The organism is Chlorobiota bacterium (assembly GCA_016700335.1).
GTDB lineage: Bacteria > Bacteroidota > Ignavibacteria > OLB7 > OLB7.
This window is the reverse complement of record CP065014.1, coordinates 3,040,848-3,056,798: the sequence shown is the minus strand read 5'-3', so window position 1 is coordinate 3,056,798 and position 15,951 is coordinate 3,040,848. Positions and strand designations below refer to the sequence as shown.

The window sequence follows — 15,951 nt, the reverse complement described above, 5'->3', positions numbered from 1 at the left end:
CGCAGAACATTATTATAAAAGCAGGCGTGGGGCTATCTCCATGCCTGCTTTGTTTTTATATTAATAAAATTTATTGTTGTAAAAATTTAATTAAACAAATATTTTAAATATGATGCAACTTTTTAAACTCAAATTGCAATGAGATAAGATTATATTTAAAACATAATTAATTACATAAACAATTTTAAAAAATAAAACTACAAACAAAAACTAAAAATGAAAACATTATTAAATTTAATTTTATTCATCGTAATTACATTTACATTATTTGGAAACTTACATTCTCAATCTGGTGAAATTGTTAATATAAGCCTAAATACAGTATCACCATCAGAGTTTTCAGGATCTTGTCCACATGTAATTTCAATTTAATGGTGAAATAAAAGTAGAAGGAAAAATTTCAAAGAAAACACCAGTTACAATTAAATACACCTTTTAAGAAGCGATGGGGCAATTGCTCCAACAAACACATTAACTTTCTATTCATCATGAAGCCAAAGTATTTCAACTACTTGGACTTTAGGGGCTGAAGGTGAACATTGGCAACAAGTAAAAGCTTGGTTATCAAATGAGAAATTTTCAGAAAAAGCAGTAATAAGATTAAAATGTGCAAGTAAAGTTCCTCAAATTAATAACAATGAGATAAATGGGGGTGCAACTGATAAAAATTGTGTAGATTCATCTATTGAGAAAATAACTGCTACTAGAAGCATTGATCCAACAAGAAAGGGAAAAATTGATATTACTATGTATGTTAAGAACTTATCAGCCACATAATGTATACCAACCACCAAAATGGTACTAGGGATAATGTTCAGTTAAAATGGTGGATAGGAGTTAATCCAAATTCAGTTATAGCAAGACTAGGATTTGCTATTCTTGCTGGTCAGGAAATAATTGCATTAACTTATTATAGTATGTGGGATAATATTCCTGGAAATGGAGTTGAAGGTAAAATAGTTTATTTTGAAACTAATAATAGAACAAATTTTGATTGTAATGCAAATAACAACAAAAAATTTATAACTCCAGATTCTGTAAGATAACAAACATTAAAAGCTAATTTATAATTAATGATGACTTTCTATTTTTGATTGACATCATTTCTTATTTCTATCAAAGTATAAATCAAAATATATCCACACAATTCTTGAATATCTGAATGAAATTGGAACAAATGGTATTAAAAGTATAGTTGCAAATGGCACAAGCTTATATTCTCTTATATCTGGAAAAAAAAGTGTTAATATAAAAATTAATAAGACTAATATTATTCCAGCCCATATATAACTAAAATGCATTGCTCCTAAAAAGTAACCTGTTTCTCTTTCAAATTTAAAACCACAATTAGGGCAATTATCATTCATAGTTACTGTACCTTTAAATATTTTTGCTTCGAAACATATTGGGCACTTCCCTTTTAACATCTGAAGAATAGATAATTTATAAGGATTTTCAATTAACTTTTTCATAAAAAATAAAATAAAATTGATTGAAATTGTAAAAAAGTTAAATTCAAATTGTAATTAACTAATATGCAAAAATATCGTAGTTTTGAAATTATTCAAATAAAAAAAAATGTTTAAAAAATATTTAATTGCCAGTGTTATATTCTCATTATTATCGGGGTGCTTAACTTCTGAAAAGGTATTGCTTTATGGTAGCGGAATTAGGAAAAAAAGTAAAAATTATACTATTGGAGAAACTTTAAATGCCAAAGTTGGTAGCCCATTGTTTTCAGGTAAAACCTTAGTTAATAAAATTTCTTATGAATCCAATTTGGATTATCAACCTCCAAACGCAGGTGCTTCAAATTTTCAATCAAAAATTACAAAAGGTATGAAATTTGAAGTTTGGGGTAGATTACAAAGAGATACATCCAAATTAATTATTTATAATGGAAATTTTTCAAATGGAATAATTATAGACCGGGAAGGTTACGTTCATAAAGGATGGATAAGTTTAAGCCAAACATTACCAGGTGCTGTTTTTGCAGAGGATGAATTTACAAAAGAGCAGTTGTTTAAGTTTGTTGAAAGTGTGCCAAATAAGGAGGCTTTTAAAGCAGAAATGATTTTTAACTCACTTGATGGAAATAAATTAAACGTAAGTTATAATGAATATACTAACCCATCTGGAAAACCATCAAAAACAACAGATTTAAATTTTGAAGTTTCTCCAAATAAAATTATAGATTATAAAGATATTAAAATTCAAGTTTTATCAGTTTCGGGAAATGAAATTCAATATAAAATAATCTCTGATGATGGATTAAATTGGGTTAAATAATTGATTTAAATACTATTAAATTATCATAAATTTAAATGAAGTTCGAAAATAAAAGACAATCACCAGAAGCATTATCTGAAATTTCAAAAGAGATTCGTCGTGATATTATTAAATCTTTAGTAATAGCAAAATCTGGTCATTCTGGGGGTCCCCTAGGTTCATCGGATATTTTTGCAACTCTTTATATGGGTGGGGTAATGAATTACGATCCATTAAATCCTGAATTGGAAGGTCGTGATAGATTTGTATTGAGTGCAGGGCATATGTGTCCTGTTTTGTATGCAACTTTGGCAAATGCTGGTTTTTTTCCTAAAAGTGAGCTTTTAACACTAAGGAAATTTGGAAGCAGACTTCAAGGTCATCCTGGAAGAGATATGCATTTACCAGGTATAGAAACAAGTAGCGGATCATTAGGTCAAGGGTTATCTATTGCTGTAGGTATGGCAATGAGTGATAAATTAATTAATAAAAATAATGCCAATGTATTTTCATTAACCGGTGATGGTGAATTACAAGAAGGTTCAATATGGGAAGCTGTAATGTGTGCGGCTCATTATAAGTTAGATAATTTTTGTATGATTGTTGATAATAATGATTGCCAAATTGATGGTAGAATAAAAGAAGTTATGGATGTTTACCCAATAGTTGATAAATTTAAAAGTTTCAATTTTCATGTTATAGAAGTTGATGGACATAATCCTGCACAGTTATTAGCAGCATTTGATGAATTTAAAACAATAACTGGTAAACCAACATGCATAATTGCTAAAACTTTCATGGGTAATGGAGTTTCTTTTATGCAAGATAAGTTTGAATGGCATGGAAAACCACCAACACAAGAACAAGCAGAACAAGCTTTATCAGAATTGATTTAATTAAGTTTAATAAATAAATTTAAATATTTTTAAAGTCAGTTAATTTTTTTAAAAGAATTATTTAGTTTTTAAATGAAAGTTGTATTACAAGTACTATCAATAGTTATAGTTGTTTTTAGTTTGAGTGCTTTTAGCATACTAGAACTAAGTTGGTCTAATGTCGAGAATGCATTACCAAAAGCCATTACTGAAAAAAAATTGGTTGTAATTGATGTCTATACCGATTGGTGTGGGTGGTGCAAAAGAATGGATAGGGATACTTATTCAAATGAAGAAGTTGTGAAATATTTAAATAAAAATTTCATAGCTTCAAAAATGAATCCAGAAAAAGAAGGATCACTTGAATTTAACGAAAAAAAATATACTTACTCAGAATTTAACAAAGCACTTGGAATTACTGGGTATCCTGCAACAGCATTCGTTGATAGAGAAGGGAAATTACTGACTGTTGTTTCAGGTTATTATTCCCCAAAGGATTTTTTAAAAGTAATAAAATATTTTGGTGAGGATATTTATAAATCTACTAAATGGGATGATTATACTAATAAAAAAGACTAAAATCAATACTGTTTAATCTAAATTACCTATAATAATATAAAATTTTGAATTATTCGAATTTTTTTAAAGTATCATTTTTTTATTGCGCCATTGCTAGCATTGCAATGGCGCAATCGTCTATAAACTATTCTGTTTCTTTTGATTTAAAAAGAGAAACAATAAATGTAGAAGCAATTTTAAACGGAGTAAATAATGAAAATATAAAATTTTACTTTCCTGTTTGGGCTCCTGGAGCGTATGACATTGTAAATTATGGAGCTAAAGTTGAAAACTTTAAAGTTCAAGGATTGAATTTACAAAATACTATTTTATCAACAAAATTAGATTCAAATACATTCACTTTTTCATCTTCAAAAAATAAAACTTTAAAATTAAGTTATATTGTTGATGATTTTGAGTATGATTCTAGATCAGCTTGGTTTGCTTTATCTGATGTAGAAAATAAGTTTGCTTTTGCAAATGGAACTGCTATGTTTGGTTATGTTGAAGGAAAAAAAAATATACCTTTTACAGTTAATTATACCCTCCCCCCTAATTGGGATATAGTTTATGGTTTAGATCCACAAATCGGAACCAAAAATGGATTTATAGCAAAAGATTATGATGAATTAGTGGATGCACCAATTATGTGTGGGAAATTTCAGAGAATAGATTTTAATGTGAAAAATATTCCACATACAATTGCCATAATTTCACCTAAGAGTTTAAAGCCAACTACTTTGAAGAAAATTCAAATCATGACTGAGAAAGTTGTGAATGCCGAAACAGATTTTTTCAATGATATTCCATATAAAAGATATGTTTTTCAGGTTTATTTAGAAGAATTTGGAAGAGGTGATTTTGGATATGGTGCTTTAGAGCATTCAAATAGCTCAGCTTATAGAATGCCATATACCGACGAGGATAAATTAGAAACTGATTTAATTGGGGTATTTGCTCATGAATTTTTCCATTTGTGGTCTCCAAAAAGAATCCATGTTACTGAATTAGGACCTTTTGATTATCAAAAAGGACCAAAAACAAAATCACTTTGGTTTCATGAAGGTATTACTGAATATTATGCAAGACTTCTTCCAGTTAGGTATGGTATTACAACAAAAAAGAATTTTTTAGATGATATGGAACGAGATTTGCTTCCACTGATAAAAGAGAAACAAAAAAGAACAATAACTGAACTAAGCCTTAAAATTACCGAAGCTAATATGTATCAATTGATGGGTCTATATACAAAAGGTCCAGCACTTGGGTTTTTGTTAGATGTAACTATTCGTTCACAAACAAATAACAAAAAATCGTTAGATGATGCTTTGAGATTCTTAAATGAAGAGTATGGTAAGAAAGGTATTACATTTAAAGATCAAGATATTATACCTATAATTGAAAAAAGTACTGGAACTAAATTAGATGATTTTTATTCAAGTTATATTGATGGGTTGGAAATTCCACAAGCCAAGCAATTATTACCAGCAATTGGTTTAAAATTGGGGGGGGGTAAGATTGTTAAAGAAGAAATTGGGGTTGGGTTTGATTTCATTAAAGATGGGGGGGGTTATGTTATTAAATCTTTAGTTCCAAACTCAACATTTGAAGTAATTGGTTTTAAAGTTGGAGATACAATTAAAAGTTGGACAAAAGTTAGTAATGAATCAGGCAAAAATTATGCTTCTGTAAAAAAAATGAATGGTGAGATTGTTAAAGGTGAGATTCTAAAAATTGAAAATGATACTATCAACTTAATCGTTGATGAATTAGCACCAAAAGATATTATTGAAGCCAGAAAAAAAATGTTAGGGTTCTAGTAACAATCTATATTTTTAATACAAAATTAATAAATATTTATAAATCAAACTAAACAATTATAATTTCAGTATTTGCTTAGATTTGGATAATTAAATATCCAAATTTAAATTGAAATAAATTGTTAAATAAAGTTCTAATACTCAAAGTCTGTTTTTATTTCAACCTCACATTAAAAAAAATAGGTAAATAGTTATTTATTTCCTATTATTTATCTATTAATTATAACTCATATTTAATCAGAGTCTATATATTTGTAATTGTAAAAACACAAGGTGCCTTTTTAATTAAAGGAGAATAGGGAACAACGTTTAATTCGTTGGCGGTTGCGCCGCCGTAACGGGATACAAAATTTTGTTTATAATGTTTTAAACATTAAATTTAAAACCACTGCAAATAATTTGCGGGAAGGTTAACAAAATGGAGAATGACCCCGAAGCCGGAAGACCTGCCTTAAGTGTAACTTCATCAGATTCGTTTTTAAAACGTCAATCGGTGCGCCAACACTGAAAGATGAGGAAATGTTATGTTAGTATTTTTAGGCTTCTTTTCTTAAAAATTCTAAAAAATCATTTTTCATCAAATTTTTTAACGTCTTCTTTATTTGGCAAAGAAGCAATTTAAATTTGTTACGAAATGAAACCTCCAAACAAAAATCTAAAATTTAAATTCAATAAAATTCAAATTGATTTTAAATTATTATTCACTCTACTCGTTACTTTATTATTGAGTTTTAGTTCAACTCTAATTGCTCAAGATTCTAGAAAAATTGAACTTCCAGGATCAGCTTCCCCATCTTTTATTTTCTTTAATGAGTCAAAAAATGAACTAAACATACTTACTGCTGGCTACGATAAAAATTTCGATGGTAAAATTGAAAAAGACTCAGGTGAAGTTTATCCAGAATGGTTTATTATTGATCCAGATAAAGAGATTATTAAATCCAATTACAGATTTAATTTTTTATTTGATTCTTACCCTTTAAGAGTTGGAGTAAATTATACAGACCAGTTACTTTATGCTAATATTGGTGGTGAAATTCGAGTGTTTGAATTAAGTAATCCACAAATTTCTGAAGTAATAACAAAAGGAAATTTTTCTTCAGTTTACTATAATAATTTAAACAAAACAATTTATGCATCTAAAAGAGCTTCAGATTTTATAAGTCCAGGAAAATTGATGTTATTTAATCCACTTACTTATGAATTGAAGTCTGAATTAATTACAGGAATAAATCCTGGAATGATTTCATCAATAATGCTAAATAATAAAATTATAAGTTTGGTTGTAAATGAAGGATCTTTTGGATTAAAAAATTCCTCATTAAGTATATTAACAGATTCAGATAAAAATTCTGTTGATTCAATAGGTGATGGAGCTAACCATATAGCTATAGATACAATTAAAAATCTAGCTTATGTGACACTCAATGGAAGCCAATCAATATCAGTTATTAGTTTATTTAAAGGGATAGTTTTAAAAAGCATTCAAGTTGGCACATTAGGTTTTGATGGACCTAGAGAAACGTTATTACTCCCAAATGACGAATTGATTGTGAGTACTTATTCTGGTGATATAAGATATATTAAAAGTAATGGTACTCAAAGAATTTATAAAACTAACGGAAAGGCAGAAAGTATAATTAATGTAAAAAATAAAATTTTTGTTTCTAATGCTTTTAAAACTGGAGAATATACTCCAGAATCTAGTATTACGGTCTTTGATTTTAAAACTTTAATGTCTTCAATTGAACATAAAAGTTCTGATATCAAAAAAGATGAAATTTCTCAAAATTACCCAAATCCAGTTGTTTCAAGTACTAGAATAGATTTAAATATATCAAATAGAAAATTAGTAAAACTTTCATTATTTAATATTAAAGGTGAATTAATTGAAGAATTTTTAAACAAAGAATTAGAAAATGGTATTCATTCGATATTGTTAGATTTATCATCATTATCTGAAGGAACTTATTATTATAAAATGACTTGCGGAGTTAGTGAAGAAGTGGTAAAAAAATTAACTATCATTAGATGATGAATATTTTTATAATATCTATTAAAAAAATAGCCATCATTGTTATGATTCCATGCACATTTTTGTTGAAATTTTTATATATTTATATTTGGATTTTAACCTCAATATTGTTTGTGTTTGTTATCAACATTGTTTTGGTTAAAGCTCAGATTGGAGCAGATGAAGTAAAATCATTTTCTCCAGGGATAAATGCAATTTATGGAATTGAATATTTTCCATTTAATGTGTTAGGTTATCCAGATACAAGTGCCAGAGCTGAAATCCCAACAATAAATCCGAAAGAAATTTTAAGTTTAGGGATTGATGGTGAAATTGTATTAAAATTTAATAGAGTTGAGATTATTGATAAGCCAGGAATTGACTTTATTGTTTATGAAAATGCTTTTAATTACTATTTAGGAAAAAAATTGTTAACTTATATTGAGCCAGCGGAAGTCTCTGTAAGTAAAGATGGTGTCAACTTTGTTGCCTTTGAATATAACAAGGAAAGTTTGATTGGTTGTGCTGGAATAACACCAACTTTTGGTGAGAATTTTTTTAAAAATATTTTAAGTTCAGGTGGAAATGGATTTGATTTAAGCAAAATTTCTTTGGATTCAATTAGATATATCAAAATAAAAGATGTTTCAAGTATAATAAAGGACCCTACTCATCCGTTATTTGATGCTACTGCAAACGGGTTTGATTTAGATGCAATTGTTGCTTTAAATTATACATCAGAATTTACAAATGCTTTAGAATCAGTAAAATCAGAACCAGTCAAACTTGAACTTTCTTTAAATGATAAAAAATTGTCCGAAATGTGGTTCGAATTTTAAATGTACGGCAGATGAAAGTTGTTTCTGTTGGGTTTATGAATTGAATGAAATTCAACTCAAAGCACTTCAGAAAATTTATTCAGATTGTTTGTGTGAACATTGCTTGATAAAAATAAGTGACAAATCTTGCCTCTTAATTAAAGATGAAGATTATTATATTGATAATGGAAATTATGTATTTACCGATACTTATTTATTAAGAAGAGGTAGTTGTTGTTCCTCAGGTTGTAGACATTGCCCATATATTGGTGTTAATTCAGAATCAGAATGAATTTAATAAGAAAAGTAAATATTCTAATTTTCAAAGGTCAAGCAGTTCTGCCTGACCTTTTTTATATAATTACAATATTTATTTTTTATTCTAATTTATTACAATCTCAGGTTAATACAAAAAAAGATACATCAAGTTATAAAATAATAGATTCAATTGATAATTATAAGTTAAATGGATCTATAAAGGATTCATTAAGTAATGACTCAATTAAAATTGTGAAATCAAAGGAAGTAACTATAATTGGTAATGGATTTAATTCAAACAATATAATTAATTCGCAATCAAATTATGTTATAACAAAATCAAACATAAATAATACAAATTCAAACACTTTAGGAGATGTATTGAAATTATCCTCAGGCGTTTCAATAAGAGATTATGGTGGTGCTGGTTCACTTCAGACTTTATCAATAAGAGGTTCATTATCACAACAGAACGTAATTCTTTTAGATGGGATAAAATATACATCTTCAAGTAACGATGCCTTTGATTTATCAAACTTACCAATATTTTCAATCGAAAGGATTGAAATTTATAAGGGTGCATCGGCAAGTAAATATGGTTCAAATTCAATTGGGGGAGTAGTGAACATATTAACATTATCGAAACTAGAAAAATCAATTAGTATTTTAAATAAAATTGAAGCAGGTTCTTTTGGAGAAAAATCATTATCTACAAATATATCTATAAAATTAAATAAAAAAAATAACATTCAAACGATTGGAGGTTATAGATACTCAAAAGGTGATTACCCGTTTACGTTTAATGAATTTGGGAAAACAATAGAATTTAAAAGAGAAAACTCACAATATGAAAATATTTTTGGAAGTATTATATGGAATAATATAAATGAATCCTGGAATTTTAAATCTTCAATTTATGGTTTCATTAAAAATAAAGGAGTACCAGGAGCAGTTGTACAGGGAAATAGGGAGCAGTCAGAAGCAAAATTAAATGAGCATGATATATTCTTTACATTTAGTGCAACCAATAAAAACTTATTTGGAACAAACACCAATTTATACTCAAGTTTAAAAATAAATAAATTAGATTACAAAGATCCAGAATTAAAAATAAATTTGAATGGTATAACAACTTATAGAAATGAATTAAGTATAGGAGCTAAATCTTTAATTGTAATTGATGAGGAAAAGGTTATTGAGTGGACATTTGAAAATAACTATTCTTCAATACAAGGTGTGAATTATCTAAATGATTTTGAAGGGAGAATTAAAAGAAATAATTTGGGTTTGTCAATATCAAGTGATATTAATTTTCACAAAATTAATACATATTTGGACTTTGGGATGAGATATGATTTATTCTCCGATTTCCCACCAACAATTAATCCTTCAGTCGGATTATTGATTACACCATTTAATTTTGGAATTAAATTTAAAGTAAGATTAGCTACAGCTTTCAGAGCCCCAAGTTTTAGTGAGCAATATTATTTGAATTATGGAAATAGAAACTTGTTACCAGAAAAATCTTTGAGTATTGATGTAGGAACAAGTATTGAATATGATAGTACATTCTACTCAGAGATTAATTTATTCAATATAAATACAAATAACCAAATTGTTTCTATACCAAAAAGTGCAATTGCTTGGAGTGCACAAAATATAACAAAAGTATTAAATCAAGGATTTGAATTTACTTCTCACTTAAGTTTGTTTGATAGTAAATTACTTGCTCAAGTTTCTTATACATTAATGAGAAGTTTGGACAAAACTGATGGAGCAATAACTTATAATAATCAAATTATATATTCTCCAAATGAGATATTTTCAGGAACTTTAACAACCAAAATAAATGATTTAACAATTTCATTTATATCAAATTATCAAAGTCACAGTTATTTTCTACCGATAAATTTACCAGAATATTCTTTAGATAGATTCTTTTTATTTGGTTCTAATGTGAGGTATAATTTAAAATTATTTGGAATTAACTGTGATATTAAATTAGAATGTTCAAATATTTTTGATAGTCAATATTTTGTAGTTAAGAATTATCCAATGCCAAGTAGAAGTTTCAAAGTTAGTTTGGATAATTATTGGTAAGCATTTTTGTATAAAAAAAATTCTTCAACGAAATGTCATTGAAGAATTTTTATATAATCTGAAAAAATTAAATTAATAAAGGAATTAAATTTATTTTTTGGTTTCTGGAGACTTAGTTTCAGTAGCTTTTGTATTAACTTGTTTAGTATTTTTACCGTCACTGGTTGTTGGAGCAGTTTCTTTTGCAGCAGCTGGAGCAGTTGAATTGGCAGAAGGTAGTTTTGGTTTTGGTGGTGCAGAAACAGAACCAGCAGGTACAGTAGCACCTGTTGTGATTGGGTTTGCAGCGCCAGCAGCACCTTTATGTGGAATAAAGAAAATATTTGACAATAAACATAATGAACCTAATAAAATAGCTCCATAAGTAGTTCCTTTAGATAAAAAATCTAAAGTTCTACGAGAACCGAAAGTTGATCCTAAAGAAGAATTCAATGAACCAAAAGCACCACCAACAGATCCACTTTTACTTGGTTGAAGAAGTACCATAATTATTAATGCAACCGCAATGATTACACATAGAATTGATATAACAGCTAACATATGATTTTATAAAATTTAAATAGCGAAATTTTGCGAACTGCAAAAATAAAAAACATAGTTGAGACAACAAGAATAAATTATTTTATAATATGAAATATCTGATTTAGAAGATTGCAATTCATATTATATAATTTCAAGTTCTATTACTAAAATCAAGAATAGTTTGTGTATTTTTGGTAGCACTTAATTTGTAAAATTGATAATTAGATTATGAATACTTTCAACTCAATATACTCTCATGGATTTGTAAGAACAGCAGTTTGTGTACCTAAAGTAAATGTAGCGGACATTACATTTAACACCGCACAAATACTTGCTTTAGCCAAAGAAGCAAATAATTTGAAAGTTGCATTAGCATTGTTCCCGGAATTAGGTGTAACTGCTTACACTCTTGATGATTTATTCTTACAATCAGTTATATTAGAATCAGCAAAAAACGCTATTTCTGTAATAGTTTCTGAGAGCAAAAATATCAATACAATTCTAGTTATTGGATCACCTTTAAAATTTGATGATAAGATATTTAATTGTGCTCTAGTTATTTATAAGGGAAAAATTATGGGGATTGTACCAAAAAGTTATATTCCTAATTACAGAGAATTCTATGAAAAAAGATATTTTGCAAGTGCATACGATGCTACATTTACGGAAGTTAATTTTCTTGGAAACAATATCCCTTTTGGAAATAAATTAGTGTTTGAAGTGGATACTTTCAATATTTATAAAAAGAATTTATTTTCATTTTCAGTAGAAATATGCGAAGATTTATGGGTTCCAGTTTCTCCAAGTAGCTTTGCAGCTTTAGCAGGAGCAACTGTTATTTGTAATTTATCTGCAAGCGATATAACAATTGGAAAAGCAGATTATAGAAGAAGTCTTAGCTTAAATCAGTCTGGGAAGTGCATTGCAGCTTATATGTATGCTGCAACTGGGATTGGAGAATCAACAACTGATATGGCTTGGGATGGACAAGCAATGATTTGTGAAAACAACACTTTATTGGTTGAAGGTGAAAGGTTTTCATTCGAATCACAAATAATTACAACTGATGTTCATATAGAAAAATTAGTTCAGGAAAGAATAAGGCTTAGTAGTTTTACTGATTCAATTAGGGTTCATCAAAATGAAGTTTCAAAATTTAGAAAAATAAATTTTCAATTTGAAATTCCAAGTGGAGAAGTTCCAATGATAAGAAAAATTGAACGCTTCCCTTTCGTTCTAGAAAACCATTTGAAAAGAGATGCTAATTGTTATGAAGCATATAATATTCAAATTCATGGTCTAATTAAAAGATTATTGTCATCAAAAATAAACCACATAGTTATTGGAATTTCAGGTGGATTAGATTCGACTCAGGCTTTAATAGTTGCTGTAAAAGCTATGGATATACTTGGATTACCAAGGAAAAATATTCTTGCATATACAATGCCTGGTTTTGCAACATTAGAAAAAACAAAAGATAATTCCTGGAAATTAATGAATGCTCTAGGAGTTAGTTCAGAAGAGATTGATATTAAACCTTCATGTTTGTTAATGTTAAAAGACATTTCTCATCCATTTTCAGATGGTAAACCAGTATATGATATTACATTTGAAAATGTTCAAGCTGGAGAAAGAACTTCTCATTTATTTAGATTAGCAAATAAAAATAATGCGTTAGTTTTAGGTACTGGTGATTTATCTGAAATTGCTCTTGGGTGGTGCACTTACGGAGTTGGGGATCAGATGTCTCATTATAATGTTAATTCATCTGTACCAAAAACATTAATTAAATATCTTATAAGGTGGTCAATTTTATCCAATCAATTTGATAAACAAACAGATGAAGTTTTAACATCGATATTAGAAAGTGAAATAACTCCTGAATTAATTCCTTCTTCAAAGGGAGTTGTTCAAAGCACCGAATTAGTTGTTGGTCCGTATGAGTTACAAGATTTCAATATATATTATATAACTAGATATGGAATTTTACCAAGTAATGTTGCATATATGTGTTGGGTGGCATGGAATAATAAAGTTAATGGTAATTGGGATGATGGAATTTTTGAAGTATTAAGAAAAGAATATGATTTAGTAACAATCAAAAAATGGCTTAAAGTTTTTTTATCAAAATTTTTTGGTTCAACACAATTCAAAAGAAGTGCAATGCCAAATGGTCCGAAAGTAGGTTCTGGTGGTTCACTTTCTCCACGAGGAGATTGGAGAGCACCTAGTGATTCAGTAGCAAATGTATGGTTAGATGAACTAGATAAAAATGTACCAGATACTATATAGAGTATTTTGATAATCTATAAAACAATCTGATTTTCCTGTAACTATTAGATTCATTTGTAGATTCTAGTTAATGATTTTAGAATCTAAATTTACCGACTATGATTTTTACAATAATACTTATCATCTCAATATCTCTTTACATAATTGAGTATGTTATTTTATATTATGGATCATATCTTTCTAGAATTATTCCTAGAGTTACCAATAAAATTTCCAATCCAAAAGTTTCTATTATAGTTGCTTCAAGAAATGAAGAGCTAAACATTGAATCTTGTATTAAATCTTTAATATTACAAACATACCCTAATAATAAGATTGAAATTATTTTAGTAAATGATGAATCTGAAGATCTAACATTACAAATAATGGAAAAGTATGAAAAACAGTATGAGAATATTCATATTATATCAACTTATCTAGAAGATTCAGATGTTAGAGGAAAAGCGAGAGCACTTGCTCAAGGTATTGATTCAGCAACTGGCGAAATTATATTACTTACAGATGCAGATTGTACTGCACATAAAGAATGGGTGAGTAGTATTATAAGTTATTTTAATGATGGAGTTGATATTGTGGGGGGATTTACAGTTATCAAAGGAAGCAATATATTTTCATGTGTTCAGCAATTGGATTGGATACATCTTCAAACAATGTCATCCTCAGGAATGGCTTTGGGTTATCCATTGGGTATAATTGGAAACAATTTTTCATTTAAAAAAGAATGTTATGATGCTGTTGGGGGTTACAGAGGGATACCATTTACAGTAACTGAAGATTTTGCTCTATTTGAGGAAATGAGAAAGAAAAACTATAATGGAATTTATCCATGCTTAACAGAAGCAAGTATTACTACATTGCCATGCAATAGTTTAATGTCTGTAATGAGACAAAAGCAAAGATGGAGTAGAGGAGGAAGCAAAATGGACTCACATGGTTATATTGTTCTATTTATTGCATTTATGATGATGATATCATTTACAATATCACCCTTTTTAAGTGTTTCGGATTGGGTAATGGTTTGGTCAGTTAAGTTTATTTGTGATTTAGCTGTTATGATTCCAACTTTAGGAAGATTAAAGTTATTACATCAATTAAGATACTTTTTATTATTTGAATTTTATTTTTTATTTCAAGCATTGGTTGTTCCATTTCTATTAACTCAAAAAGGTGTTATATGGAAAGGAAGAGTATATGAATCTTAATAATTCAAACCAAAAATAATAACTATATAACTTGAATATCATAAAATATATTTTATGATAAAAAAAAGCTTGTCCATAAATTAATCTGAACAAGCCTTCGTAAATTTATAATTGAGTTTTAAGATACAACCCAAGTCTCACCAAAATTGAGAAGTTTTTCAAGATCTCCATTACCAAGTTTATTTTTTGCAGCAGTTAATTGATCTTGAGCAACTACTTCATAAGTTAGTCGTTCTTTTGCAAGAAACACTCCTATTGGAGTTGGAAATCCTTCCATATCCCCCATTCTAGCAACAATACAAGCTAATTCAAAACTTGTTTCATCATATATTAGAAGATCATTCACAGAATGTGTCCCGTCAGTTAGAGATACAACATGTGGAATAAAGCCGTCTAATTTTATACCTTTATTACTATCTTTTCCGAAAATAAGTGGTTTACCATGCTCAATATTGACAACGTTATCACTTTTAACATCTTTCTCAGTATATTGAAAGAAAGCACCATCATTAAAGATATTACAGTTTTGGTAAATTTCTACAAATGAAGTTCCTTTATGATCATAAGCACGTTTATAAATTGCTTGTTGATGTTTTGGATCACGATCAATTGTACGGGCAACAAAGGTACCTTCAGTTCCAAGGGCAAACAAAAGTGGGTTTAAAGGATGATCAACAGAACCAAAAGGTGTTGATTTAGTTTTCTTTCCTTCTTCTGAAGTTGGGGAATATTGCCCTTTAGTTAAACCATAAATTCTATTATTGAAAAGTAATAACACACAATCAATATTTCTACGAATAAGATGAAGAGTATGATTACCACCAATAGATAAACCATCACCATCGCCAGTAACTATCCAAACTGAAAGTTCTGGTCTGGTAACTTTTAACCCAGAAGCAACAGCAGCAGCACGACCATGAATGCTATGAAAACCATAACTACTCATATAATAAGGAAATCTGCTGCTGCAACCGATACCAGATACAAAAGCATAATCCTCTTTCTTTCGTTGAATACCAGGTAAAGTTCTTTGAACCATAGCAAGAATAGCATAATCACCACAACCTGGGCACCAACGTACATCTGCACCACTTTCAAAATCTTTTGCAGTATATACTGGAATCTCAATATTTAATGAGTTAGTTCCATTTTGATTTTCCATCTATTTATTTTATTATTTGATTAATTTTAAGTTTTAAAACTAAATTGAAAAGTAAGAGATAA

At 28.4% G+C, this 15,951-nt stretch carries 16 protein-coding genes and 1 riboswitch; of the genes, 12 read left to right on the top strand and 4 right to left on the bottom strand.

Annotated features, from left to right (window positions below):
• Nucleotides 1–216: 216 nt before the first annotated feature.
• Nucleotides 217–372 (top strand): hypothetical protein, encoded by a 156-nt coding sequence (locus IPP08_12435; GenBank protein QQS66546.1) that lies wholly within the window; start codon nucleotides 217–219, stop codon nucleotides 370–372.
• Nucleotides 373–623: 251 nt separating this feature from the next.
• Here IPP08_12435 and IPP08_12430 read toward each other — a convergent pair whose 3' ends face one another.
• Nucleotides 624–773: a hypothetical protein gene (locus IPP08_12430; GenBank protein QQS66545.1), complete on the bottom strand. Its 150-nt coding sequence runs from the start codon at nucleotides 771–773 to the stop codon at nucleotides 624–626.
• Nucleotides 774–776: 3 nt separating this feature from the next.
• On the opposite strand from IPP08_12430, the gene IPP08_12425 reads away from it, so the two are divergent.
• Nucleotides 777–1,046 carry a hypothetical protein gene (locus tag IPP08_12425; GenBank protein QQS66544.1) on the top strand — a complete coding sequence of 90 codons (270 nt, stop codon included), beginning with the start codon at nucleotides 777–779 and terminating at the stop codon, nucleotides 1,044–1,046.
• Between the two features lie 54 nt (nucleotides 1,047–1,100).
• On the opposite strand, the gene IPP08_12420 is transcribed toward IPP08_12425, so the two are convergent.
• Nucleotides 1,101–1,472 carry a DUF983 domain-containing protein gene (locus IPP08_12420; protein ID QQS66543.1) on the bottom strand — a complete coding sequence of 124 codons (372 nt, stop codon included), beginning with the start codon at nucleotides 1,470–1,472 and terminating at the stop codon, nucleotides 1,101–1,103.
• A gap of 106 nt (nucleotides 1,473–1,578) precedes the next feature.
• On the opposite strand from IPP08_12420, the gene IPP08_12415 reads away from it, so the two are divergent.
• The 8 genes from IPP08_12415 (at nucleotide 1,579) to IPP08_12380 (ending at nucleotide 10,711) form a co-directional block, all read left to right on the top strand.
• Nucleotides 1,579–2,289 (top strand): hypothetical protein, encoded by a 711-nt coding sequence (locus tag IPP08_12415; GenBank protein QQS66542.1) that lies wholly within the window; start codon nucleotides 1,579–1,581, stop codon nucleotides 2,287–2,289.
• A 35-nt stretch (nucleotides 2,290–2,324) separates the two neighbouring features.
• A complete protein-coding gene (locus IPP08_12410) occupies nucleotides 2,325–3,164 on the top strand; it encodes a transketolase (GenBank protein QQS66541.1) in 840 nt (279 codons plus the stop codon).
• A gap of 72 nt (nucleotides 3,165–3,236) precedes the next feature.
• The gene (locus IPP08_12405; GenBank protein ID QQS66540.1) at nucleotides 3,237–3,722 is read left to right on the top strand and encodes a thioredoxin fold domain-containing protein; all 486 of its coding nucleotides are present in this window, start codon (nucleotides 3,237–3,239) and stop codon (nucleotides 3,720–3,722) included.
• A 104-nt stretch (nucleotides 3,723–3,826) separates the two neighbouring features.
• Complete coding sequence (locus IPP08_12400) at nucleotides 3,827–5,521, top strand: M61 family metallopeptidase (protein QQS66539.1); 1,695 nt, start codon at nucleotides 3,827–3,829, stop codon at nucleotides 5,519–5,521.
• 254 nt (nucleotides 5,522–5,775) lie between these two features.
• Nucleotides 5,776–5,990: riboswitch (cobalamin riboswitch) on the top strand.
• A gap of 165 nt (nucleotides 5,991–6,155) precedes the next feature.
• Nucleotides 6,156–7,556, top strand: coding sequence for a T9SS type A sorting domain-containing protein (locus tag IPP08_12395; GenBank protein ID QQS66538.1), 1,401 nt, complete (start codon nucleotides 6,156–6,158; stop codon nucleotides 7,554–7,556).
• Nucleotides 7,553–8,374 (top strand): hypothetical protein, encoded by an 822-nt coding sequence (locus IPP08_12390; protein ID QQS66537.1) that lies wholly within the window; start codon nucleotides 7,553–7,555, stop codon nucleotides 8,372–8,374. The genes IPP08_12395 and IPP08_12390 overlap by 4 nt, the downstream gene beginning before the upstream one ends.
• The gene (locus IPP08_12385; protein QQS66536.1) at nucleotides 8,337–8,645 is read left to right on the top strand and encodes a cysteine-rich CWC family protein; all 309 of its coding nucleotides are present in this window, start codon (nucleotides 8,337–8,339) and stop codon (nucleotides 8,643–8,645) included. The genes IPP08_12390 and IPP08_12385 overlap by 38 nt, the downstream gene beginning before the upstream one ends.
• Nucleotides 8,642–10,711, top strand: a complete 2,070-nt coding sequence (locus IPP08_12380; GenBank protein QQS66535.1) for a TonB-dependent receptor plug domain-containing protein — start codon at nucleotides 8,642–8,644, stop codon at nucleotides 10,709–10,711. The genes IPP08_12385 and IPP08_12380 overlap by 4 nt, the downstream gene beginning before the upstream one ends.
• A 90-nt stretch (nucleotides 10,712–10,801) precedes the next feature.
• Here the strand turns inward: IPP08_12380 and secG are convergent, their stop codons facing one another.
• A complete protein-coding gene (secG, locus tag IPP08_12375) occupies nucleotides 10,802–11,251 on the bottom strand; it encodes a preprotein translocase subunit SecG (protein ID QQS66534.1) in 450 nt (149 codons plus the stop codon).
• 210 nt (nucleotides 11,252–11,461) lie between these two features.
• Here secG and IPP08_12370 point away from each other — a divergent pair, with 210 nt between their 5' ends.
• Nucleotides 11,462–13,525 carry an NAD(+) synthase gene (locus IPP08_12370; protein ID QQS66533.1) on the top strand — a complete coding sequence of 688 codons (2,064 nt, stop codon included), beginning with the start codon at nucleotides 11,462–11,464 and terminating at the stop codon, nucleotides 13,523–13,525.
• 98 nt (nucleotides 13,526–13,623) lie between these two features.
• The gene (locus IPP08_12365; protein QQS66532.1) at nucleotides 13,624–14,727 is read left to right on the top strand and encodes a glycosyltransferase; all 1,104 of its coding nucleotides are present in this window, start codon (nucleotides 13,624–13,626) and stop codon (nucleotides 14,725–14,727) included.
• 118 nt (nucleotides 14,728–14,845) lie between these two features.
• Here IPP08_12365 and IPP08_12360 read toward each other — a convergent pair whose 3' ends face one another.
• The gene (locus IPP08_12360; GenBank protein QQS66531.1) at nucleotides 14,846–15,889 is read right to left on the bottom strand and encodes a 2-oxoacid:ferredoxin oxidoreductase subunit beta; all 1,044 of its coding nucleotides are present in this window, start codon (nucleotides 15,887–15,889) and stop codon (nucleotides 14,846–14,848) included.
• Between the last annotated feature and the right edge of the window lie 62 nt (nucleotides 15,890–15,951).